This is a genomic window from Gottfriedia sp. OAE603 (genome assembly GCF_040543965.1).
In the GTDB taxonomy this organism is placed as follows: domain Bacteria; phylum Bacillota; class Bacilli; order Bacillales; family Bacillaceae_G; genus Gottfriedia; species Gottfriedia solisilvae.
The window spans coordinates 2109111-2134953 of the sequence record NZ_JBEUNN010000001.1; the positions used below are offsets into that span (position 1 = coordinate 2109111).

General features: G+C 32.0%; 16 protein-coding genes and 2 riboswitches. Of the genes, 15 read left to right on the top strand and 1 reads right to left on the bottom strand.

Translation table 11 applies throughout. The features are described from left to right. Positions 1–64 precede the first annotated feature (64 nt). The 7 genes from ABID96_RS10530 (at position 65) to ABID96_RS10560 (ending at position 8548) form a co-directional block, all read left to right on the top strand. Positions 65–745, top strand: a complete 681-nt coding sequence (locus tag ABID96_RS10530; protein ID WP_192601975.1) for a response regulator transcription factor — start codon at positions 65–67, stop codon at positions 743–745. Beyond that, entirely contained in the window at positions 742–2562 is a 1821-nt protein-coding gene (locus tag ABID96_RS10535) for a sensor histidine kinase (RefSeq protein ID WP_192601976.1), read from the top strand. Before ABID96_RS10530 ends, ABID96_RS10535 begins: the two co-directional genes overlap by 4 nt. Positions 2563–2973: 411 nt before the next feature. Beyond that, positions 2974–3894 (top strand): polysaccharide deacetylase family protein, encoded by a 921-nt coding sequence (locus ABID96_RS10540; RefSeq protein ID WP_192601977.1) that lies wholly within the window; start codon positions 2974–2976, stop codon positions 3892–3894. Between the two features lie 102 nt (positions 3895–3996). Beyond that, positions 3997–4710 (top strand): N-acetylmuramoyl-L-alanine amidase family protein, encoded by a 714-nt coding sequence (locus ABID96_RS10545; RefSeq protein WP_377896848.1) that lies wholly within the window; start codon positions 3997–3999, stop codon positions 4708–4710. 754 nt (positions 4711–5464) lie between these two features. Then, a complete protein-coding gene (locus tag ABID96_RS10550; RefSeq protein ID WP_377896849.1) occupies positions 5465–6607 on the top strand; it encodes a DUF4822 domain-containing protein in 1143 nt (380 codons plus the stop codon). A 320-nt stretch (positions 6608–6927) separates the two neighbouring features. Beyond that, complete coding sequence (locus ABID96_RS10555) at positions 6928–7755, top strand: protein-glutamine gamma-glutamyltransferase (protein ID WP_192601978.1); 828 nt, start codon at positions 6928–6930, stop codon at positions 7753–7755. Between the two features lie 346 nt (positions 7756–8101). Beyond that, positions 8102–8548: a hypothetical protein gene (locus tag ABID96_RS10560; RefSeq protein ID WP_192601979.1), complete on the top strand. Its 447-nt coding sequence runs from the start codon at positions 8102–8104 to the stop codon at positions 8546–8548. A gap of 629 nt (positions 8549–9177) precedes the next feature. Here ABID96_RS10560 and ABID96_RS10565 read toward each other — a convergent pair. Beyond that, on the bottom strand, positions 9178–10017 hold the full coding sequence (locus tag ABID96_RS10565; RefSeq protein ID WP_192601980.1) for a tyrosine-type recombinase/integrase: 840 nt from the start codon (positions 10015–10017) through the stop codon (positions 9178–9180). Positions 10018–10470: 453 nt separating this feature from the next. After that, a riboswitch (cyclic di-GMP riboswitch) is annotated at positions 10471–10558 on the top strand. Positions 10559–10983: 425 nt separating this feature from the next. Between ABID96_RS10565 and ABID96_RS10570 the strand changes: the two genes are divergently transcribed. From ABID96_RS10570 to ABID96_RS10605, 8 genes are all read left to right on the top strand, one after another. Then, on the top strand, positions 10984–11427 hold the full coding sequence (locus tag ABID96_RS10570) for a hypothetical protein (protein WP_377896850.1): 444 nt from the start codon (positions 10984–10986) through the stop codon (positions 11425–11427). A 145-nt stretch (positions 11428–11572) separates the two neighbouring features. Then, a riboswitch (cyclic di-GMP riboswitch) is annotated at positions 11573–11648 on the top strand. Positions 11649–12086: 438 nt separating this feature from the next. Further along, positions 12087–21737, top strand: coding sequence for a DNRLRE domain-containing protein (locus ABID96_RS10575; protein ID WP_192601982.1), 9651 nt, complete (start codon positions 12087–12089; stop codon positions 21735–21737). Beyond that, complete coding sequence (locus ABID96_RS10580; protein WP_192601983.1) at positions 21737–22138, top strand: hypothetical protein; 402 nt, start codon at positions 21737–21739, stop codon at positions 22136–22138. The genes ABID96_RS10575 and ABID96_RS10580 overlap by 1 nt, the downstream gene beginning before the upstream one ends. Positions 22139–22494: 356 nt before the next feature. Then, entirely contained in the window at positions 22495–22803 is a 309-nt protein-coding gene (locus ABID96_RS10585) for a hypothetical protein (protein ID WP_192601984.1), read from the top strand. Positions 22804–23239: 436 nt separating this feature from the next. Continuing rightward, positions 23240–23857 (top strand): DUF2642 domain-containing protein, encoded by a 618-nt coding sequence (locus tag ABID96_RS10590; protein ID WP_192601985.1) that lies wholly within the window; start codon positions 23240–23242, stop codon positions 23855–23857. A gap of 385 nt (positions 23858–24242) precedes the next feature. Beyond that, positions 24243–24410, top strand: coding sequence for a hypothetical protein (locus ABID96_RS10595; RefSeq protein WP_192601986.1), 168 nt, complete (start codon positions 24243–24245; stop codon positions 24408–24410). Between the two features lie 358 nt (positions 24411–24768). Further along, on the top strand, positions 24769–25050 hold the full coding sequence (locus ABID96_RS10600) for a hypothetical protein (protein ID WP_192601987.1): 282 nt from the start codon (positions 24769–24771) through the stop codon (positions 25048–25050). Between the two features lie 168 nt (positions 25051–25218). Continuing rightward, positions 25219–25824: a DUF4304 domain-containing protein gene (locus ABID96_RS10605; protein ID WP_087999103.1), complete on the top strand. Its 606-nt coding sequence runs from the start codon at positions 25219–25221 to the stop codon at positions 25822–25824. The last annotated feature ends 19 nt before the right edge of the window (positions 25825–25843 follow it).

The window sequence follows — 25843 nt, forward strand, 5'->3', positions numbered from 1 at the left end:
ATAAAATTCCATGTTGGATAAAATATAAGTATGGGAGAGCATAGAAAGTGAGCGTGTAGATAACATGAAATACAAAATCTTAATCGTAGAAGATGAAACGATTTTACGTGAAATAGTGAAAGATTATTTAGTAAATGAAGGTCACGAAGTAATTGAAGCGATTGATGGTGAACAAGCATTGGAATTGTTTCTAGAACAAGAATTTCATCTCATTATTCTTGATATCATGTTGCCAAAAGTGGATGGATGGGCAGTTTGTAGAAGAATACGTAAAACTTCCAATGTACCAATCATCATGTTAACAGCACGGGTGGATGAAGATGATACACTACTTGGATTTGAGTTGGGTGCCGATGATTATGTTACAAAACCTTATAGTCCTCCAATTTTGCTGGCAAGAGTTAAACGTTTGCTTGAAAGTAGATATAAAACCAATGAGACTTCAAAAGATACATTATCTAAACATGGCATATCAGTGGATTTTTCTTCACGGAGAGTCCAAGTAGATGGTGAAAATATTAATTTAACCCATACTGAATTTGAAATATTAACTTATTTAATGCAAAACCAGGGCATCGTGATTACAAGGGAACAACTCGTACAAAAGGTTTGGGGCTACGACTACAACGGTGATGATCGAACAATTAATACACATATACGAAATTTACGGACGAAATTAGGTAGTAAATCAAAAATGATTTCAACGATCATTCGAACAGGTTATAAGTTTGAGGAAACTGTATGAAATTTGGGATCGTCTTAAAATTGTTTTTATTAACAACAACTTTGTGTTTGCTTATCACTGGTTCCATTTATATTGGACAAACAATCTTTTTTAAACAATACTATGCAAATCGAAAAGTAAATGATCTGAAATCAAGTATCAAATCATTTGAGAAACAATATCTTATAAGCGAAGGTAATGTCCAAGCAATCCAGCAATTAGAGCAAGACTTTTATCGTGCACAAAATACATGGATTACAATATTAGATCAAAATGGGAATATAAAAACCGCAAATGATTATTATGCACAAATTAAGATAGAAGGAGATAAAAAGAATCCAAAACAAATATTAAAGATACCGCTGTATCATTTAATAAAAACCGAAGATATGTTAAAAGATCCTCCTACCATTTCAAAAGGTGAGTCTGTTGATCTTTTTACGATTGAAAAAAATAATAAAATGATCCCATTCTATCTATATTCTTTACAGACTAATTCAGATTGGGTAAATCAGCTTATTTGGACAAACATTGATAAGGAGATTCAATCTGATAGTAAAAAATTTAATCTAAAACAGAAAATGGAGTTAACCCAAAAATATAATACTAATTTTAGAATCAATAGATTAAAGGGAATCATACAAGATGTACGAATTCCTAATCGGAATGATGTATCAAGCATCATATATACTAATAGTTTATTAATGGTTCGAATTAATGAGTTCCAAACAAGCTTAATCTTTGATGATAAAAACAAATACACAACTTTTAAAACGCTTGATTATGAACAAAATGGAATCAAATATAAATTGTTTATCGATCCAATCAAAAATAAAAATGGTGAAATATCTTATATTTTTTCAATGGCGTCCTTACAACCAGTAGACGAAGCAGTACAAATGGTAAAAGATTATTTTGTCTATATCATTGCGTTTGTTTTACTTCTGACAATTTTAGCGTCTATTTACTATTCATTCAAAATAGCGAGACCATTATTAAGAATTAACGATACAACTAGAAAAATTGCGCACTTAGATTTTTCGGAACGAATTAAATATCATTCGAAAGATGAAATAGGCGATTTATCTCAGAATATTAATTTGCTTTCAAATACACTCCATTCTCATATCTCTCAATTAAAGCAAGATATCGAGAAAGAAAAACAATTAGAAAATACAAGAAAAGAATTCATTTCAGGTGTTTCACATGAATTGAAGACCCCACTCAGTATTATGAAAAGTTGTATTTCAATCTTAAAAGACGGTGTTGCTAGTCATAAGAAGGACTACTATTTCGAGGCGATGGAAAAAGAAGTCGACAAGATGGATTTATTAATTGTTGATATGCTTGAATTAGCAAAATATGAGTCTGGAACTTATAAAATGAAAATGGAAACATTTTTTATTGATATAGTAATTAATCAGATCTGTCGTCAATTATCTATAGAAATTGAAAAAAAGGAACTTACTATTCATAAAGATTTAGTGTCAATCGAAGTATTCGCAAATCAACATCGAATTGAACAAGTCATTACGAACTATATGACAAATGCGATCCGTTATACGCCAAATCATGAACATATCTATATATCAACGACAATAGAGGATGAACTAGTGAAAGTTTGCGTCGAAAATAAAGGATCACATATTCCAAATGAGAAATTAGATAAGGTTTGGGACCGTTTTTATCGTGGTGATACGTCTCGACATCGTTCAGAAGGTAGTACTGGGTTAGGACTTGCCATTTCGAAAAATATATTAGAACTACATGGTGCGCAGTACGGGGTCATGAATACATCGGATGGCGTATTATTCTACTTTTATTTAAATAAAAATTAACAAAAATGTGTTTGAGAAAATTACCTATACTGTTTTTTGTTGGATCGCCCTTTTAACAAGGGCGATTTTTTATTTCAAGCTAACGCTCTAGAATTAACCTACCATTTATTATGTTGAAATTTTTATCAATCTTTTAAAAACGTAATTGGAAACGCAAAGGTTTTTTGAGGGCAGACATCAGCGGAAAATGTGGAAGAGACCTACTTAAACGAGTAGAAAAAAACTTTTGGAGACCATTCAAAAATGGTCTCCTTTTATATGTCTAGAAATATTAACAACCAGTTTTGGGTCTTTTTTTCATTTTATATCAATCTTTATTGATACTTCATCTCATCTTCATCTAATCTTTATTTTGAACCGTTATCTTTATTGTAATGATATTCAAGAAGTGGAGAGTGCGGTGAAAGAGAGATGAAATCCCATAAAAGAAAGCAAAAAAGGATGATAAAAAGAGCGATTGTAAGTTTATGTGCGGTCTTTCTTATATTCTCACTCATTTACCATTTAATTGGTAAATTGAAAGAATTTGCAGTTGAGAATGTAGCAAAAAGTGCAGAAAGCGAACAGGTACAAATAAAGAGCTCTAAAAACAGTGTCAAACAATCAACTGCTAAGAAATCAGAGGTCGGGGAACTAATTAAACCAAAAGAAAATAATCAAAAGTCAAATCTTCTAGAGCAACAAAACAAAATCAATCAATCAAAAAACAGGCAACCAATTAAACAAGATCAGAAAGTAGTCTATCTGACATTTGATGATGGACCGAGTGCATTGACAAACCAAATCCTTGATGTACTTAACAGGGAAAAAATACATGCGACTTTCTTTATGATTGGTAAAAACTTGTATGACCATCAAGAGGCTGTAAAAAGAGCAGTTCAAGAGGGGAATTATATTGCCGCTCACAGTATGACTCATAACTATAACCGATTATACAAACAAGGTTTTTTTGTTTCAGAAATGGAACAAACATTATCAATTCTCAATCATTTGACAGGTGAAAATACTCGTTTAGTTCGTGCACCATATGGTTCGAGACCAGGTTTGAGTATAAAACTTCGGAATGATTCAGTTAAAGCAGGATTGAAAATATGGGATTGGAATGTAGATACACATGATTGGGAGAACACTGCTAACGCTTCGACAGTTGTTAATGAAGTGAAGAAGCAAGCAACCAAAAATAATGAAGTCATTTTACTACACGAAAAACAAGCAACGTTGGATGCACTGCCTGAAATTATTAGCTATTTAAGAGTAAAAGGATATGCATTTAAGGTATATAACCCAAACGAACATTTTTCATTAAATTTTTGGAATGATCGACGTCTTTGAATCTTCATTTCATCTTTTTCTAAAGTTGATTTTGTCTTCATTAACAAGAATTATACTATTTAATATCTAAAAGATAGATAGAAAACTTAGGGGGAAAATTCTATGAATCGAAAGAAAAAAAAGAAGATGAGAAACTTCTTATTTTTAATTATATTAATGATATTAGTAGGTTTAATCATTAAACTTAAAGATAATGGACTAATAAATAATAAAGAAAATTCAGCACACGCATCAACTGAAAATAGAAATAAAAAAAATACATCTTCGGAAAAGTTATTAACTGGAAAAACAATTGTCATAGATGCAGGTCATGGTGGAAAAGATATAGGAGCAAGTGGACAAAGGGGAGCAATTGAAAAAGACCTAACATTATCAATGGCTAAAAATATACAAAATGAATTAAATAATCGAACTGGTGCTACGGTTATCTTAACCCGTGATGATGATGTAAAAATATCACTTGCTGACCGAGTGAAAATTTCTGAAGAAAGTAATGCAGATCTATTTCTTAGTATTCACTTCGATGCTTTTTTTACAAATGAAGTTGAAGGTATAACAAGTTACTATAATAAAAAGTCGGACGAGCCATTAGCAGCATTAATTCATGATTATATTTTTAAAAATGGCTTAGATGCAAGAGATCGTGGTGTAAGTTTAGGAGATTACTATGTTTTAAGAGAAAACACAAGACCATCAATCTTATTAGAACTTGGTTATATTTCAAATTCAACTGATGAAGCGCGTATGACTTCAGATGAATTTCAAACAAATACAACAACTTCTATTGTTGATGGGATCATTGATTATTTAAAATAGAAATAATTCTAATCATTTAATGTGTATAAATAGGATGTATAAACGAGAGCATTAGCTGAAGATCAAGTGATGCTTCTGTGACTCATTTATTGTTTCACCAAGAGAAGGCATATCAGTAGAAGAAGGTACTCGAAGGTAATAGAAGATGGTATAAGAATTAATACTATAAATATGAAATAATGTAGGTTTCAAAATGCTCAATATTATTTTTCCAGGTTTAGTTTTATTTATTTTAGTCGCAGTTTTTGCAATATTTTATAGATTCGCTGAAAAAATTAAAAGGTCATAATTTGAAATAAATTTAAAATCCCTAGAAGTGTTGTAATGTCAACGCTTATAGGGATTTTTTTATCGCTCTTTAAGAAACGACTTGGTCAACTGTTGTAAATTTTAAACGTTAATAAATAACTAGATCTACAAAGATTGAGAATCCCTTTTTATTTCTGAACCCTCCATTTGTGACGGGACTTTTAAAGAAATTTATGGAAATTTCTTATAAAATTAATAGTTTTTTAAGAAATTGTTTAGAGGGAGTTCATCATTAAATATTAATATAGTTTAAGACAGGAGGAACAAAGTTACCTAGGGGGGAAAATTCTTAAGTACTTTCATTCAAGCCATTTTTATTTAAAAGAGATTAAACAAATTTTGTTAAAAGTAGGAACAAAATAATTATGATAGGATTCAAACGATACAAATGTACTCTATCAATTAATTATAAAATGATAAATTAAATTTGGAGTGGAGGATTTATATGACATTTTCTACAAATAAAAGAAACAAATTATTGACTACTCTTGCTGCTACTGCAATGTTGGTGACAATTGTAACACCAGCTTCTGCGGACAAAATGAATACGCTTCAAACTGCAAAAGTAAAGGTAAACAATTACTACAAACTATCTATCAGTACTGTTTCAGATGTTCAGAATTCTGCAAAGATCAAAACAGCTACTTTAAATTATTTGAATAAGAGCTTGACTATTAAGAAATATGCAAACGAAAAAGCTTATTTAATCAAAAAGGTAGAGGCTAAATCACATGCGATTAATAAATATTACAAAAATAATCTTTTAGAAACAAAAGGACAGAAAATGTCTAATATTCTAAGTAGTACAGATTGGCAAGGTACGAGAGTATATGATAAAAATCACCAGGACTTAACAAAGGAGAATGCAAATTTTATTGGCCTTGCAAAATATGATGTGAAATCAGGAAGATATGAATTTTTTGATGCTAAGACAGGTATTAGTCGTGGAGACACGGGAACTTTTTTTATTACAAATGATGGTAAGAAGAGAATACTAGTTTCAGAATCATTAAAATATCAAGCAGTTGTCGATATGATAGAACTGAATAAAGATGTTTTTACTTATAAAAGAATAGGAAAAGATGCTAATGGCAACGAAGTAGAGGTATTCGTTGAACATGTTCCATTTAAAGGAAAAAATCTTTCTTTTACTAGACCGGACAAACAGTTAGATACTACGACGGGCAACATTATTAATAACCTTGATGGGGATATTATTTTAGGTAACACTCTTTGGAACGGAACAAAAGTGTTAGATGAAAACGGTAATGATATAACAATGTATAATACTAATTTTATTAGTCTAGCTAAATATGATAACAAGTCTAATAAATATGAGTTTTTTAATCTAGCAACAGGTAAAAGCCGTGGTGATTACGGATATTTCGATGTAGTTCACGAAAATAAAATAAGAGCCCATATATCTATTGGTGATTATAAGTATGGAGCGGTTCTTGAAATTACAGAACTAAATAAAAATAAATTTACTTATAAACGAACTGGTAAAGACAAAGAAGGTAAAGACATTACTGTATTCGTTGAACATGAACCTTATACAGGTCAATATAAGCCAAATTTTAGTTTTTAAAAGTTTTCATTAAACCCTAAGACTATGCTTAACTGTGAATGAGAAATCAGGAAACATTTCAAATTTGATCATTAGCTTATTCATATATTTAATCCCAAAAAGCCATTCCACACATGGAGTGGTTTTTTTGATGTAGTAAAGGTAGAAGAACTTAGTTGAAGTTCACGAAGACTGTTTATCAGTCATATTTAAATTTGTAATTTGTATTTAACAAAAAGAATTAATTAGAAGGTTCTTCGGTGAATATACACTTCATAGCGATGTTTGAATATGATGGGTATACATGAAGATTAATACTTGATGTTGAAAGGAGGTTTTTTATGAATCAATTTACGGGGATGCCCATTCAACAAAGTGATACAGGGCGGTATGATAGTATTGTAAGAATGATCATTCAACAGATAAATGAGGATCCGACGGTATATGCAAATCGATCTACCTATGAATTTGAACATTTGTTGCGAAGGAATATTATTTTAAGTGCAAGAGCGATGTATCAAAGTAGAGTGAGGTTTGAAGTATTTGCAAGATCTCGATGTAATCCAAGGTACTGGCATTTAATGAGAAACGGAGGATTCCTATTGAGGGAAGGTGTAAGACCTTCAGATGCGATTAAAGATATTTACTATAACGGTCCATATTATGCATTTGAATGTGCAACGGGAATGGTCATTATCATTTACAATGCCGTCCTAAATCTTATAGGCGAATCCTTATTTAATCAAATCTTTCAAAACATCTATTTATACGGCTGGCATGCTGATCCTGACCTCGGTATAAATTCATATTATGAGCGTTTTCTTCCTGGTGATATCGTCTATTTTAATAATCCAGATTTTAATCCGTTTACCCCTGAGTGGAGAGGAGAAAATGCGGTTGTTTTAGGAGATGGTACGTATTTTGGACATGGTTTAGGAATATTAACAGCGGAACAAATAATTTATGTCCTAAATAAAATGAGAAGACCAAGAGCATATCGGTCAGCCTACCTGACTAATTTAGTGACAAGACCGAATTTTAATCATTTGGCTGAATTAGCGAATTGGCAACGAGATTATTCAGTTAATAAAAATAAGAGTATAGTTGACCCTCATAACGAAAATTCGATTTCATATGAACAATATAAGTACTTGTTAAATAATAAGTAAATTACATGACCTTTAGATAAATAAGTTCTAACATAGTGTAATAATTAACGCAAAAAACCTTTTTGAGAAGGTTTTTTTGTTTTTCTTGTTTAACAAAAGAAAGCATTAGTTAAATAACATGATCGACGATTTTGTCGGTCTTTTTTTATTTACTAAATGGAAGTTTACTTTCTGTGGTTCTTTATTAATGATATAAAAGTCCACATACTATACACGTAAGCTTTTTAGGGTATTCAAATATCGGAACTTCTTTATCTGGCAGTTAATCTTATAAGATATATTTTATTTGGAACAATAGAATGTGGTTGTTTTCCTCAATACTAAACAATGAGAGGAGCTATTCGAATTGAAAACAATTAAAATGGTAAGTTTGCTTATTTTAGTAAGTAGCATATTACTAATTGCTTGTCATAACGAGACTTCTAATGAGAAAAATGTAGCAAAGAAAGAAACGGTTGAAAAAGAAACTGTAAAAAAAGAAGCACCCGCTAAAACAATCAATACGACAGATGCAGTATTCGACTATTTCGCTCAGAATGGTATTAATATTACTGATCAAACAGAACAACTTTTCTTGGATGAGATTAAAGCTGTTTATGGATATGGTTTTACCGCGAATGGAATAGAGAGTGAATTGTATCAATTTAGGAATTCAGAAGACCTTGATGTAGCTAAAAATGGTTTTATTAAAGATGGGACTGACGCTCAGCAACTTTACACTAATGGGCCGTTTTTACTTGGTGTATATGGTGATAATCATAAATTAGTTGATATGTTCAAACAAATGAAATAATGAATATTATCGGAAGTGAGTACCTTTAGTAGTGATTCGCTTCACTTTTTTCTAGTGTACATAATATATATTCAGTTCGACGAGTATTTTAATTATATGGTCAAAAGGGTAGTTTTTGGTTCAGTATCGATAATTATTAGGAGCATCCTTAATATTTATGTTCAATTATTGTATGAACATAATACTATACAATTGTTACCTTTACTCTAAATTTTAAACCAACATAAATAACAAAAATTTAAGACCCTTGTGTTTAAATTTTTATTAAATATCATCCTTAGAGTAAAAATATACCCCTATCCTTGAAAAGGGTAGTGGCCGCTGGTCAAGTTCAGTTGGGATCATACATTTGTGAAGGTTCAAACCTAAGTTTATCAAGGGTTTGGGCTTTTTTCTTGTTTTTTATTATTTTTTTTGGTCCAGTTTTGTTAAGGTATTTTTCAGGCAATTAGTTATTTGAACCGATCATATTGTGAAATGTTTCACTTAAACTAAATGGCAGTATAGTTTAAGTGAAGGGATTCACAAGTAGGTACATAATTTAATATTTGTACCCCATAAATTCATTCGTGTTTTTCTACGAATAAAGGAAGTGAGTAATGTGCAAGACCATTTTTTTAAGTCCTAATTTAAAAGAATTTACTATAATGCTCATGACGTTGTTTTCCACTTAGTTCGGCGTAAATACGTGTAGTTTCACTTTTTTCATGACCTAATAAACTTTGGATTACTTCAAGGGGAGCACCATTATCCATTAAATGAGTTGCATAACTGTGTCTAAGTTGATGTGGTGAAATTTCTTTATTAAACTCGGAACGTAAAGAAACATTTTTTATGATATATCGTGTTTGCGCGATACTTAATCTATGTGGTGCTCTATCTGTTACAAATAATGCGGTATCTTTGTCTTTTCTCTCATTTAAATATCTATTTAACCAAATTTCCGATCGAACATTGAAGTAAACTTCTCTTTCCTTATCACCTTTCCCTCGTACAATAACAGAGTTATTAGACCAATTTATATCACTTCTATTAATTAATACAATTTCACCGATCCTACATCCTGATGAATACATAAATTCAATTAATGCATGTTCTTTAGCAGTTTGACATGCTTCACGAAGGTGTTCTATTTCTTTTTCAGTTAAGAACTTAGGGATTCGAGTTCCTGATTTCGGTTCTTTTAGTTTTGAAGTAGGATTTCTTTGGATTATACCTTCTTCATGCACCCAACGAAAAAATGATTTAATAAAACGAATACGATGTCCTAAACTTGCGGGCTTTAAGGTTGGACCGACCTTTGCTAGATACTGTTTCAACCCATCAGTAGTAATTTGGTCAATTTCGATATCACCAAAATGTTTAATTAATAGATTTGCTTGAATCTGATACGCTTGTAATGTAATTAACGAATATCCTTCGATTAATTTATCATTATAGTAACTTTGCCAAGTAGATGATAATAACATTAGTAATTTCCCTCCAATAATACTTTCATATAAATATTATTAACGAAAATCTAGATTAAAAGCCCTTGTGAATAACCCATTGCGCCTTTTTATTTAATAAGTATTTGGTGGTTAAGTAGAACAAGAAGCAATGGAAAAAATAATAATATTACAATAAGATGTCTTATTTATAAAATATTGATTAAGATGCTTTTGTTGATTATTGTAAACTGGTTATAGAGGGCAGTATACGATGATTAATGGTTTACTCACGATGTTTCAATTTTTGTATACATTCGCATGGAATATCGATTTTTTAATTACACAGAAATACTATTTTAATAGAGGTGCTATTACTAACGTTTTTTATAAATAAATTTGAAAACATAGTAATATAGTTGGATTTTGTAGAAAAATGTTAATTTTTGTAAAAATATGTTATATAGTATAAAAGTAGTGAAAATTTTTAATATTTCCGTAAAAAGGCAAACTTTCTGAAAGGGAAGGACGCAAAGTCACAGGTCTAAATCAGTATTGCTGATATGATGGCTGGGTTACCGTAGAACTATACGACAACACGAACACTCCTTTTGAACCGTTCTATTCACCTAGCTTTGCATGGTTATTTTACGGTTTGAAAGGAGTTTTTTTGCGGTAAATACTAAATGATTTTAGAATGCTGTTTTAGAAATTTGTATAAGGAGATAATCATGAGTGGTTCTCAAATTTTTACTTAGTGACGTTTTTTGTTAAAGAGATAAGTCATTCATTTTCTTTCAATTCATAGCCTTTAGCAATTTGTTCGTAGTTAAATTGAGTATGATTAATTATGAAGTAGCAGAGTATAATTCTTGTTTTTGATAAACTGGAACATTTGGTACTCAAAAATGAAGAGAAGTATTCCCCTTGTTATAAAATTTGGCGTAAATAATTTATCTATTTAATGTAAAATTTAAAGGAATTTATATAATTTTAGGAGCGATTAATATGAAAAAGAAACTTGCTTTCCTTATGTCATTAATGACTACAATTTTAATATTTGGCTTGTTCCCTTCTATGACTTCACAAGCAAAGCAGCCAAGTTATTTAATGGATGTGAAAAAAGATTACTTATATGGTGGACCTGGTGAAACCTCGGTTTACCATACTTATTCGTTTGTAGGTAAAGACACAACTGGTAAATTTAAAGGATTCAATAATTGGAAACAAACATTTGTTTACCCAGATCAAACTATTGAATATACACATTATGAAAAAGAAACAAACAAAGGTTTATTTAATGATAATAATATTGCTCTTCCATACCCGATAAAAAAAGGAGCAAGTTGGACTGTAAACGGGAAAAAGTATTCGATTTCATCAATTAATAAGACGATAAAAGTACCTGCTGGCACATTTAAAAATGTAATTGAAGTAAAAAATTGTGACTGATCTTGGTTCTGCATATCGTTACTACGCACAAAATGTAGGTTTAATTATGACTTTTGCTGAAGGTAGAATAATGAGTGAATTAAAAGAAGTTAAGGCTAAAAAATAATCTTAAAACAATAGTACAAATGATAAACATATTTTATAAAATCCGAAAAGGCAAACTCGTTGTGAAGCGAGGACGCAAAGTCATGGGTCCCTAGTTGGATCGCCAGACCACCGAAGTTGGCACTTTTATTATTACTGTCGCACACTTTGGTGTGCGATTTTTTTGTGTTCGGAAAAGAGGGAGAGGTGGAATTGAAGTATTTAACAGAGTTGAGAAATTTGTTTTTGGTATGCGTGACATCACATCTACCTAATTCAATTTCTCATCCAGTATGAAAGACATTATATAACATGGCTAGCTCTTCAATAGCTGCAGTTATAAATGAGGTAATTACAACAGGTTTACTCTCCAAAGCGCTACTACATCTACGATAAGGACAGATGATCCGGTCAAATCAATTACTCCTATGTTTAACTCAATGACTGTTACAGAAATTTCAGTGGAAATATCAGTTTTTAAATCAATTATATGGTTTTGGATGGAAGAAAAAATAAGGTAAAAGAGAAAATGCACAAGCAGTAAATTTTCATTTTATTTAGATTAAGGAGAAAGTATGAAGCAATTTAATTTTAAAGAAAAAATAATGAAGCAAAGGAAAAAGATTGTAGCTTTATTGTTGTCATTCGCACTAGTTGTTCAACCAACATTATTTGGGGCGCATTCTGTTTATGCAGAATTAAAAAAAGAGACTTCTAGAAAAGTAGACTTCTCAAGACCAGAAAAGGTGACAAAAACTACGACACAGAAGTCTTTGAGAACAAAACCAAATAGAGAACCTAAGGTAGAGAAGGAAAAGAATACTCCAAAAGGTAAACTAATCAAAGTCAAAAAATTTAGTAAAACATATCAAGTGTCTAAAGATAAGTTCATTACACAATTTTCAGCTGAGCCAAATACGTATAAAACTAAAAATGGTGAAGAACGTATCATTGATAATACATTAAAGAAAAATTTTGAATTATTTGGTAAAACATTTTATGAAAATACTGAGAATGAATTTAAAGTAAAATTACCTCAAAAAATGGATGGAAAAGATGGGGTAGCTCTTACTCAAAATGGCGACACAATTGAATTAATTCCTCAAGGAGGAGATTTAAGTCGTTCGGCCGTAAACAAAAATATGATTCTTTACACTGATGTGTATCCTGGAGTGGATTATCAATACACAGTAAAGAACATGGGTATAAAAGAAGATATTATTTTAAATAAATTTGTGAACCAATATCAGTTCAATTATGAATTGAAAGCTGATGGTTATAGCGCTACTGAGCAAGAAGGACAGATACTTCTCACTAAGATGGGGGAAAAGGAACCTCGTTTTACTTTATCAGCTCCAATCATGGTTGATGCTGCTGGTGAGGAAAGTATTTCGGTTCGTTTAGTTTTAAAGGAGAAAAAAGGTAAACAAATCATAACTGTAAAATGTGATGAAGAATGGTTAGCTTTTCCTAGCCGTACTTACCCAGTTACGATTGATCCTGATATTATTACTGTTCCAAAATCTAGTATTGGTTTATATGGTGCGGAACAAGGTACTCCAGATTTAGTTGTAGGGGATAATGGCTATCCATACGCAGGTTATGATGATGGAATTGTATCGAAAAACATAGCAAATTCCGGAATAGCTCATCGCCTAACTCGTACATACGTTGATGTTAATTATGATTTTTCTTCAATTCCTAAAGAATCGACTATTAGCAAAGCAACCTTCAGCTTAAGTAATCTCACCTCGTGGAGTGATGGTAAAACAGTATTTGGACTATATACGGTTGATAAACCTTGGAATTCATCGATTACTTGGGATACTCAAACAGGACTTCCGAGTACTTTTGTCGATTCTAGAAAAGTTAGTTCACAAATTGACCAATATATGAACTTTGATGTAACTAGTACTGTTAATGATTGGATCCAGGGAATTCAAAAAAATAATGGGTTTGTAGTGAAATCAATGCCGGAGTCGAATAATACACAGGCTGAGGTATTCAATAACCGTTCGTCGTCTGAAGGACCAAAATTAACAATTGAATGGTCTGTTCTTAATCCAGTTGATCCAGACTATGATTTAAAGGATCTAACTGTTGATTTACATCCGATTACAGAAAATGATATTCCGAAATTCAAGCAAGGGTTTGATGGTGTGTTTGTTAGTGGGAAAGCTACACCAAAGGCAAAAATTTCATACAACATTACAGATGGAGCAGATAAAAATACAGAGGGTGGCGTTAGCTATAAATATCCTGACAGTAGTATCCTAAAAACTCAATTTTCAAAGGGAACAAAATATAAGGAAAATGAAAATAACTGGCAAAGTGATGATGTTTATAAAAACCTACAATTTAACAAGCGTTATCAAGTAACAGTAGATGCCACAATTGATAACAAAACAGTTACTAAAAAAAGTGATTCATTTTTAATTTATAAAGTGGACAAAGTGGATGTATTACCTTCACTTGCCAAGTATTATGGTGTGCCACTAAAAACGATTCTAAAAGATAATGACATACAAGATAATTTAATTACAATTGGAAATACATTGTTTATTCGAAATCCAAAAACGACGATTGCATATACAAGAGGTAAGTTGACAGACGATCAAAAACGTCAAATTGATGGAGCGTTAATGGGCAGAGGTTTACATTGTATGTTTGGATTTGAGCCTATCAATTTGAATACAGGTAATTTCTTTGCAGAGCACACAGATATAACGATTCCGGATTTAGGTGGAGACTTCAGTATTTCAAGAGTTTACAATTCAAAAGGTGATACGAACTCTTTATTCGGACGAAACTGGTCGTTTGAATATGAACAAAGAGTTACTCCAAATGAAGATGGTTCGATGAATTATCTTCGTGCTGATGGAAGTATTCTTGTCTTTAAGAAAGATGGAAATGAGTTTAAAGCGCCAGCTGGTTATACTTACACATTAAAGAAGCATAAAGATTCAAATGATAAAATCACATGGAAAATTAAAAATCGTGAACAGAAGGTGTATGAATTCGATTCATACGGTATCCTTGTTAGCGTAACTGATATACGTGGATATAAAACAAAAATTAATTATGATGAAAATTATACGTTAAAAGACATCATTTCACCAAGTGGTCGTGAATTTAAGTTTACGACTGATGAACAAGGTAGAGTGTTTTCAATTCTACTACCAAACGGTGGAACGCTTCAGTATAACTATGATGCTGATGGAAATCTAACTAATTTTATTGATACATTAGGAAAAACAGTCCGTTATGTGTATGACGATAATGGCAATATGACGGAATGGTATGACCAAAATAACGAGCGTGTAGTTAAGAATACTTACGATGCAGATGGTCGAGTGACCGAGCAAATGAATCCAAACAATGAAGTAGTAAAACTAGCTTATTCAACTGGAAAAACAGTAACTACTGATGCAGAAAGTAATGTCACTAAATATCAATATGATGAAACATATCGAACAACTAAAATTGAACAACCAGATGGACAAATCATTGAAAAAGAGTATAACGATAAAAATCAAGAGACGACAAATATAGATGAGTTAGGTAATAAAATTGAGTATACGTACGATGAAAACGGAAATATCTTAACAGAAACACGTTCAGACGGTAAGGTGCGTACTTATTCATATAATGATATGAACCTACCTACTAAAATTGTAGACTTTGATGGGACGACGATTGAATCTGAATATAACGAAGTTGGCGATTTAATAAAAACGATTTATTCAGATGGTACAGAAGATTTAAATGAATACGATGATCTACATCGATTAGTAAAGCAAATTGATGCAAATGGAAATGAAACGAAGTATGCATATGAAGGTTCGAACTTGTCATCAATTACGGATGCTAATGGACATAAAGAATCATTTGCCTATAATAATATGAACCAATTAGTATCAAAAACTGATGCAAACGGTGAAATGACTCGATTTATGTATAACAAAAATGGCGTTAAAATTGGGGAGCAAGCACCTGATGGAGGCTATACTGAATATATTTTTGATGATGCAGGAAATAACACATCAATTATTGACTCGAAAAACAACGTAACAACGTTTGAATATGACAAACAAGGCAATTTAATTAAGGTAATTGATCCAGAAGGAAGTATCACCACATTTACTTATGATGGTAATGACCAAGAAATTAGTAGAACGGATGCAGCTGGTCATAAATGGCAGTTTCAATACGATGAGCGTGGACGTAAATCGGTTGAGATTGATCCAGAGGGTGGCGTTACAAAGTTTCTTTATGATGAAAAAGGACAATTAATCGAAACAATCGATCCAAAGGGGTATTCTACAAAAATAAAATATGATGAAGTTTTAAGCTTACCAGTTGAGGAAATCGATAAATTAGGTGGAAAAACGACATATCGTTATGATGATGCAGGTCATCTTTTAGAGAAAACAAATCCAGATGGAACAAAAGCAACCTATGAATATAATCGTAATGGTCAAGTGTCGAGCTTTACAAGTGAAAATGGGGTAACGACAACCTTAACATACGACAAAGTACAAAATATCATTCAATCAACAGATTCGATTGGAAGAACGTTTAAGTACACATATGATAAAGTGTATAACTTAATCGAAACAATTGATCCACTTGGACAAAAAGCGACTTATGAATATGACGAGATGAATCGACAAATTCAATCGACCAATGAAGGTGGGCAATTAACAAAATACTCATATGATGCGATGGGGCAACTTACCTCTATAAAAAATGCATTAGGACTGGAAACGAAAAAAGTTTACGATAAAAATGGAAACGTCATTCAAGAAACAGATGCAAAAGGCAATCAAATTTCATATGAATATGATCAAATGGACCGAGTGTTAAGCACGAAGGATGCGCTTGGTAACATTACACAATACAAATACAATAATACAGAAGATTTAACGGAAGAAATTGATGCCTTAGGTGGAAAAACTAGTTATATTTATAACGGTTTAAAGCAACCAACAAAGGTGACGGATGCAAATGGTAAAAGCTATCAATTAGTTTATGATTTAGCAGGAAATAATACTGAGATTATAGATGCAGCAGGAAATAAAACTGTTATGCGTTATGATGCGAACAGTAATTTAATTGAAAAAGTTGATCCAGCTGGTTTAAAAACGAATTATACATACGATAGTATGGGGCGCGTTTTAACCGAAAAAGATAATGCAGGGAACAGTCAAACGAATCATTATGATCAGTTCGGTCGACTTGTACAAGTGACAGATGCAATAGGTGGAGTCGTAAAAAATGCATATGATAAAGTAGGTAGACTCATCTCCACTACTGGTACAGATGGAAATGTTACTACTTATAGATATGATGATCTTGATCGACTAATTTCTACGACAGATGCAGAAAACAAAACGACGAATTTTAAATATGATGAAATTGGGAATCTCATTACGAAAACTGAAGCAGATGGAGCGATCTATTTCTATGCCTATGACAAAATAAATCGACTGGTAAAAGAAACGAATCCACTTCAGGCTGTAGAGAATTACCAATATGATGAGAATAACAATCTTATAAACTCAACTGATGCAAAAGGTGTTCAAACATCATATAAATATGACGTGTTAAATAATCTAATTGGTAAAATTGATGGTAGAGGTAACGAAACAGCTTATACATATGATGAGCTAAATCGTTTGATAGCAATAAAGCATCCAGAAGGTGGAACAGATGAATATCGCTATGATTCTGTATCGAATGTTACAAAAGAGAAGGATGCAGTTGGTCAGATTATTGAGCACCAATACGATGCAATCGGTAATCGCATAAAGACGATTTCTCCAAAAGGTGGCATTACGCAATACAGCTACAATAAACACAATGATTTAATTGAAGAAACAGACGCACTTGGAAACAAAACAAAATACGAATATGACTTAAATCAACAAGTTAAAAAGAAAGTGCAAGCAAATGGTGGAGAATACACTTACTCATATGACTTACTTCAACGTTTAACGAATGTTAAATCACCACTTGGCTATGTTCAAAGCTTTACTTATGATAGTCGTGGCGATCTTGTAAAAGAATCTGATAACATGGATCGTGTAACAAATTATCAATATGACATGATGCATCGATTAATTGAGTCAACGAATCCTCTTGGTAAGAAGACTTCTTATTCTTACGACCAAAATGGAAACCTTGCTAGTGTTGTTAATCCGCTAGGGTACAAGAAAAGCTATGGTTATGACCAAATTAATCGATTAATTAGTGAAACAGATCCAGAAGGAAAAGTCACAAAAATGGAATACGACCTCGTTGGAAATTTAACGAGTGTGACAAAACCTGGGCAACGTACAACAACGTATCAGTACGATAAGAACTACAATGTAACAAACGTCATAACACCAATGGGCTTTGAAAGTAAGACATACTATGATAAAAACAATCGTGTAGAGTCTGAAATCAATGCTTTAGGCGAAACAACTCAAACTCAATATGACGCAAAAGGACGTATAACAAAAGAAATCGATGCTGCCAATGAATCAATGACATATGATTATGATTCAACGGACAACATTGTTAAAACAACGGATAAGAATGGACTTGCAACGAGCTTTGTATATGATCAGCTGAACCGATTAACATCTGTGACTGATGCAGTTGGCCGCAATACAAACTATGGATATGATTCGATGGGGAACCTTACATCAGTTACTGATGCAGATGGAAAAGGTACTCAGTACACTTATAATTTAATGGGCCAAATGACATCATCAAGTCAAGTTGGTCGTGGTGAAAAATATTCTTATGACATCATGGGGAACTTGAAAGAGACCATTCAACCAAACGGAAATGTTATTAGGTATGATTACGATAAGTTAAACCAATTAGTTGAAAAAAGCTATGAAAGCAAGAAGAAAGAAGATCCTGTTCAATATACTTATAACGGTATTGGTGAACGTGTTTCAATGGTCGATGAATCAGGTAAAACTCAATACAAGCATAATAAACTTGGACAAGTTACTGAAGTCGTTCAAGGCGACGGTAAAAAAGTTCAATATCAGTATGATGATGCTGACAGATTAGCTAAAATTGTATACGCTGACGGCAAAATTGTGAGCTATTCATATGATCTAGATGACCGTTTAACCGAAGTAACTGGACGAAATGGTGAAATTACAAGTTATGAATACGATGCATTAGACCGACCAATTAAAACAAAACGTCCGAATGGATCAGAAACAAGTTATACGTACGATAAACAAGGAAATATAAAGGAATTAATTAATAAAGATAGTAACGGTGAAATATTATCTCGTTTCAACTATTCGTACGATCCAAGTGGTCGAATTATTAATGAAATTGCAAAGCAAAAAGATCATGAAGTAAAACGTTCATTTGAGTACAATCGTTCAGGAGAAATAGAAAAGTTTATTGAAGTAGAGGAAGACCAAACTACTACGTATACTTACAGCTATGATCAATCTGGTAATCGAGTTAAACTAGTTGAACATCGTGAAACAATCGATGGCGACAACCCGCCAGATAAAATTAAGACTTACACTTATAACAATTCGAACCAATTAATAGAAGAAAACAGTAAAGCAACAGGAAAATTAACATACACATATGATGCAAATGGAAACCTGATTAAAAAATCAGGAAAGAAACTAGCACAAACATATGAATATACGGTAGAAAACAGATTAAAGGCAATTGAAAATGAAGGTACTTTACTACTAGCTATTTCATATGATGGCGACGGTAACCGTATTTTCCAAATTAGTAGAAAAGACTTCCAAGGAAATGCAAATCCTGACAAGCCAACAGAGCCATCAGAACCAGGGGAAGACGGGTCAGAAACAGACATCGACGATACGATTTGTGAAGACAACAAAGGTAACAACGGTAACCACAACGGAAGTGAGAATGGCAACGGCAATAACGCAGGTGGAAACGGCGAGAACAACAACGGAAACGGAAACGGAAACGGAAACGGAAACGGCAATGGAAATGGTAACAATGGAAACGGCAATTCCGGTGGTAATAATGGGAATGGAAATGGAAAAAACTCAAGTAAAAGTACAATAGGAGATAGTAACAAACAAAACAGTAACGGTAACAGCAAAAAAATTGCGTTAACTAGTAATGACAACAATGGGAACGGCAACAACTCAGGTGGAAATAATAACGGAAATAACGGCAACCACAACGGAAATGGGAACGGAAACGGTAACAAAAATTGTAATAACAATGGCAACAACGGTAACCATTATGGAAACGACAAAGACAAAGATAACAACGCAAGTGAAAAAAATAATGGCAACCATAATGGAGCAGAAAATGGCAATGGCAACAACGGTAACCACAACGGTAACAAAAATGATAAAGGTAATAGTTCAGAAAACACTGATTCAAAAGACAACTCATCAACAGAAGATACAACTGACATAGTCATTCCAGATAGTAAGACAACAGGAATTGACAAGAATGTGTATGAGATAACGAACTATGTCAACGATGTAAATCGCATGTATACGCAACAACTAATGACATATGATGGTGAAGGAAATATAAAAAATGCCTTCGTATATGGCAATAATGATGAGCGTTTGACAAGAGAAAAAGTTCAAAATGACAGCGAAACCCAATCTGGGCACCGATCAATTGATACGTATTTATACGATGGTAGAGGAAGTGTCTCACAAGTAACAAATGAGCAAAGTATAATCGTAGGCAATCAACAATATCGTTACGACTCATTCGGAAATATGATCCAAAATAAACCAGAAAAGGACATTATTTTTGGTTATAATGGAGAAGAATATGACCCAACTACAGATACACAATACTTACGAGCAAGACACTATGATGTGGGAATGGGCCGATTTATTAGTAAGGATACGTATTTAGGTAATACGGAAGATCCATTATCAAGAAACTTGTATGCTTATACGAAAAATGATCCTGTTAATCAGAAGGATCCGAGTGGGAATGTATCAACAAATGAAGACGGCTCATCAAAAAAAGGGGCTCAAAAGGACAAAAACTACAATCAAAATGCGATTTCGTCAAGTGTAGCTGCTAAGCAAACATTGAAGGATGTTCAAATTCAACTGACTCGTCTTGGATATTTGGGCTCAAATGGTAAAAAACTTATAGCTGATGGAATAGATGGTCCGAATACTCAATTTGCTGTAAAAGCATTCCAAAAGAATGCAGGATTAACAGTAGATGGAAAAGCTGGTCCAAAAACGAAGGCAAAATTATTTGGGACCAGACCACCAAAAGCTCAAACTAAGAAACAACAAAGCTATACCAGTCAGAAGGTAAAAGAAGCAGAAAAAAATAGTACGCAACCAACATGTGATTCGAAGGATATTGACAAATTGTTATCTAAGCTAGAAAAATGCTCCACTAATCTTAAAAAATTAAGAGATATAGGTGCAACTGGTGCAGCAAAATGGGCTAATAATGGCCGAAATATAACTGCAGAATACGATGACGAGACAAAGGTATTTTATGGTCTTGTGAAGAAATTAAGTAAGATCACAGATCAGATGAATTCTAACCAAAAGACCAAATTTAATAAATACAAAAAATACACTCCGTTTCCAACAATGAAATGGAACTCTTCAAAGGGTCATAGTTTGTTAGATGTTTTAGGGTTGATTCCTGGAGTTGGTGAAATTCCGGATGGAATAAATGCTTCGTGGTATTACCTTGAAGGTGACAAAAAAAATGCGGTTTTATCTGCTTCTGGAATGGTACCAATTGCTGGATGGATATCTACAGGTGGTAAATATATCGTTAAATATGGCGATGAAATAGTAGAAATCGAAAAGGACTTGTTAAAAGGAGGAGACACAGGTAAGAGTACGGGTGGTAGTGCACCTGCGCTGTATGATATTACATTTGCATTGAAACAGCTTTTGAAAGGTGGGAAGGTAAATGTTTCTGACCTTGAAAGAATGATACCAAAGGGAACACCAAATACTTTTAAACCATCCTCAACTATTGAAAAAGGATACAAGTATAACTTTTCAATAAATGGGAAAAAAATCGAAATAAAATGGCATTCACCAGATTTGGAAGCCGCAGCAAAACATCCAGGTAGTAACTCAGGAAGTAAGTGGACAGCTCAGATAAGGATGGGGAAAAATCAATTATTGGGATTAGATGGAAAGTTTTATAATAGAGCAAACAATCTTACACATATACCTGTAGAAGGAGTAAAATAATGTTAGAATTTTACGAACAATTGCCAGACTATATGAGTAGTGATGATTTGGAAATATTATTTAATAATTTTTTATGTTTTGTTGATTTAAATGAACACGATCTAGAAGAAGCTTTAGAGTCTCTATGGGAGTTGGCAGATAGACAATGGCATACCTTCAAATTATTAAAATCGGATATTAAAATTAAAGTGGAGGATTGGTTAATTTCTACAATTGATTTTAATTCTGTTGAGATTATAGGGTGGATTATAGGGATAATTGGTCATTTAGGACTCGAAAGGGCTTTTGATATTTTGTGTAAAGCACTTAAAGGGGACTTAACAGATGAAGTGAGAAACCGTATAGAGGGAGCTATTAATGAGTACGGAGAAAATGTTCAAAATCCTTTTTCAGGAATGTGAAAAATAAGATTATAAAGTGTCGTAGAATCGGTGCTAGTCATTTTTTGAAAAGTGAATAAAATGTTGAGAAAGCTGGGGATATTATTAGATCCTCGGCTTTTTCTGTAGTGACCACAAGTAAATTTTAGAATGTAATTAGGATAAAAAACAAAGTATAATAGATTACCTCCACCTTCTTCACCAAATGGTATAAAAGAATTCTGGAAAAGAAACTTATGTAATGTTCTTCAACTAACTGGTGCGTTAGTTGCGCAAAAAGTGCTGCTTTTGGCAGCACTTTTTTTTATTTTTATCGGTAAGATAATTCAATATGCTTTGTGTTAGAATTAGTGAATTAGAGTAAAAGGAGAGTAATTATGAAAGATATTTTAATGTTGGTTATTTTCTTTGTGATAACGATTTATATAACATTCAAAAATAGAAACTTATTAAAAGGGCTAACTAAACTCCAAATCTCAGGTGTACTGATTTCATATCTTTTTACCTTCGCTTTAGCTTTTGTTTGTATATATTACGGTGTTAATTGGTTAGCAGGTTTCTTTAAAAGTATTATTTTAAAGTTGATTATTAAAATCATTGTAATTTACATAGTACTCGCAGTCAGTGTAAATATTTTAAACAAATTAACAATAAAGATTACTAAAGGAATTCCTACTAAAAACTAGAAAATTAATAAAATTGTTATTAAACTAACTGGCGCGTTAGTTGAACAGCTTGAGTCACAGAAGTGGCTCATTTTTTATTGGTTAATAATTTCTAATTCAACTAAATTATTATCAGCTGAAAAAGCATTAAAAAGACTGTTTGGATAGTAGTCACTTTTAGTATCTAATAACCATCATGTTAATTTAACAGGTCCATTCATTAAGTGGTCATCTGATTTTTTATTTAATACATGTTTTTATTGAATGTTTAATTCAGCATATGCACTAAGATTAGTATCAATTTATAACAGAATTTTTTTGTATAGGCTTCAGCTAGTTACAGAAATAGATATAAAGAATATATATAGTATTTGGCAATCTGCTTTTCAATCATTTGGAGGTGGTTATAATAGGTATTTTAACAAATTTAATTGGAAAACAAATTTGTGTAAACTTAATGGGAGACAAGCCTTTCGAAGGAATACTTACTGATGAAGGGCAGAATATAATAGTCTTATTCAATGGACAAGACTATTATTATATATCATTATCTCATGTTCATAAGTTAGGCATTGATAGAATGTCCAATGAAAAAATAGCTAACCCTAATGTGGATACATTCATGAAAGATAGTGAAGATATCTCTTTGCGAACAGTACTATCGAATGTGAAAAGAAACTATGTAGAAATTAAAGTTAAAAGAAATTTAACTTTTCATGGGTACATTTTGCAAGTGTTAAACGACTATTTAGTTTTTTATTCCCCTTTATTTAAAACTATGTATATTTCTTTAGCTCATATAAAATGGGTAAGACTCTATAATCAAGAAAGAAATCCTTATAATTTAAGTAATGAAACTTTTCCTTTTAAACCGATAAACGGATCAGTAGAGTTAACTCTTCGCGAACAATTAGAATTAATACAAGGAACTATTATTGTAATTGATGGTGGAATTGATACTTTAAAAATTGGTCTACTTAAAAAGGTAGATGATAATATGGTTGAAATTGTACAAGCTAATGGAGAAATTTCTCTAATTGGACTAGTTCATATTAAATCAGTACATGTAATATAGAAAAACCAAAAAAGAAGAAAAGAAATTTAGTAATTAATCTAACTTTTTTGCATATAAATTAATGCCTTCAATTAAGGCTGGATAAGGATAGCTCTTGAGTCCCCCAACTGACTCAGGAGCTTTATATTATTTTACATTTTACTTTTTAAAAAAACTATATGTTATTTAAAATAAAATAAATAACAATTCAACGCAACTAACTGGCACGTTAGTTGAATAACATAGTTACAATTGCAATGACAGCTTTAGTTTTACAGTGATAGGCTACTTCGGTAGTCTTTTTTTAATGGGAAAAGGGGATTTTTACTAAATTATTGAATATAAAAGTAGAACCATTAAATATATTAGAAATAATATGGTTTCTTAATTAGAGGAGGATAATTATTTGACACTATTTGGATATTTATTTTGGGGAATAGGGATTTTTGCAATCGCACTAGGTTTCTTTATGCAAAAAAAGTATGGTACAAAAGCGCCTGTTAAAAATGAGAAAGATATAATGAATGAAGAAATTGCAAGAAATACTCATAGTAATGATCGTCCGAGGATTTGAAGTCATTACTGAAATAGATAAATCCTTATTCAATTAACTGGCCCGTTAGTTAAACTTCAAGAGGCTGTTCTACATCCTTTTTATTTTCAAACTGGCAGTATTGTTAATGAATAAATATGATATTATCAGAATATCTCAAATAAAAAGGTGATTAAAGATGAGTTATAAGATATTAGTAATAATAACTTTTTTTACTATATTAGGATTAATAATTTGTTTTATAAAATCTATTAAAAAAGATGTATTATGGTTGTTTTTATTCGTCCTATTACTTGGAACAATATTTGGTTATTTTGGTTTACCTACAATAGAACGCACTTTTAATTTTTAATCCAAGTTTTTATAGGCGGTTAAAAGCATGAATTCTGAGAGACTTAAAGAATATATATTATCATCAGAAGAAGTTTTAGACACTGAAGCCATTAAAGAAGTAGAGCATTACTATAATCAAGGTGAATACGAAATGGCTTTTGAAGGATTACTTATTGAACTTATCCAGATTAGAAAATATCCAAAGAGATTCATATTTAATGATTGGAAAGAACTCAGTGAAGTTTACAACATAGAAAATGAATCTGTATTTGATGAATCTATTTGGCCGAAGTTTTTGAAGTGGGGTATCGATTATTCTAAACAATAGTTATTGAACTAACTGGCGCGTTAGTTGAAGATTACGAGTTGCTTGCAGCTCGTTTTTTATTGTCAGTAAATAGGATAATAGTGAAATAAGAACACTGTGAATTAGTGGATATATAATTTAAAAATTGACTTATGTAACTTTCGACTAAATAAGGGAGTGAAGTTGTGAATGCAAAATGAGCTAAAGCAAATAATCAAAGAAATAATAGCACCTCTGTTTAAGCAAAATGGCTTTAAAAAGAAAGCAAATAACTTCGCAAAGATTTTTCCGGAATTTGCATGGACAGTTAACATCCAGTCCTCCAAGTGGAATTCAGAGGATGAAGTGGAGTTCACCATTAACACAGGAATATATAATGAAAAATTATTTCGAGCAATAAACGAATGGGAACCGTCGAATTTTCCAATGGAAGTAGAATCTGTATTAAGGATTCGAATTAATGAATTAAAAAATTCATCACAGAATTGGTATAAACTCTCTAAGGCTACCAATTTAGATGAAGTAAAAAAGCAGGTTGAAAAAGACATACAAAACGTGATTCTTCCGTATTTTGAACAATTTAAAACTATAGAAGATGTCATTAGGGGATTAGAAAATAAAGAGGAACTTGGATTATATGAAAATCCGCATTACCTGACAATTCTATATGAAATATACGGTGAGCATGATAGAGCCCAAAGAAGAATAAATGAAGTATATGCAAAAACAAAAGATCATTTACAAAAGGAATTCATAATTGAACTTGCTAATAGGTTAGGATTAAACGTTAATTGATTTAAATGTTCTAATTTCC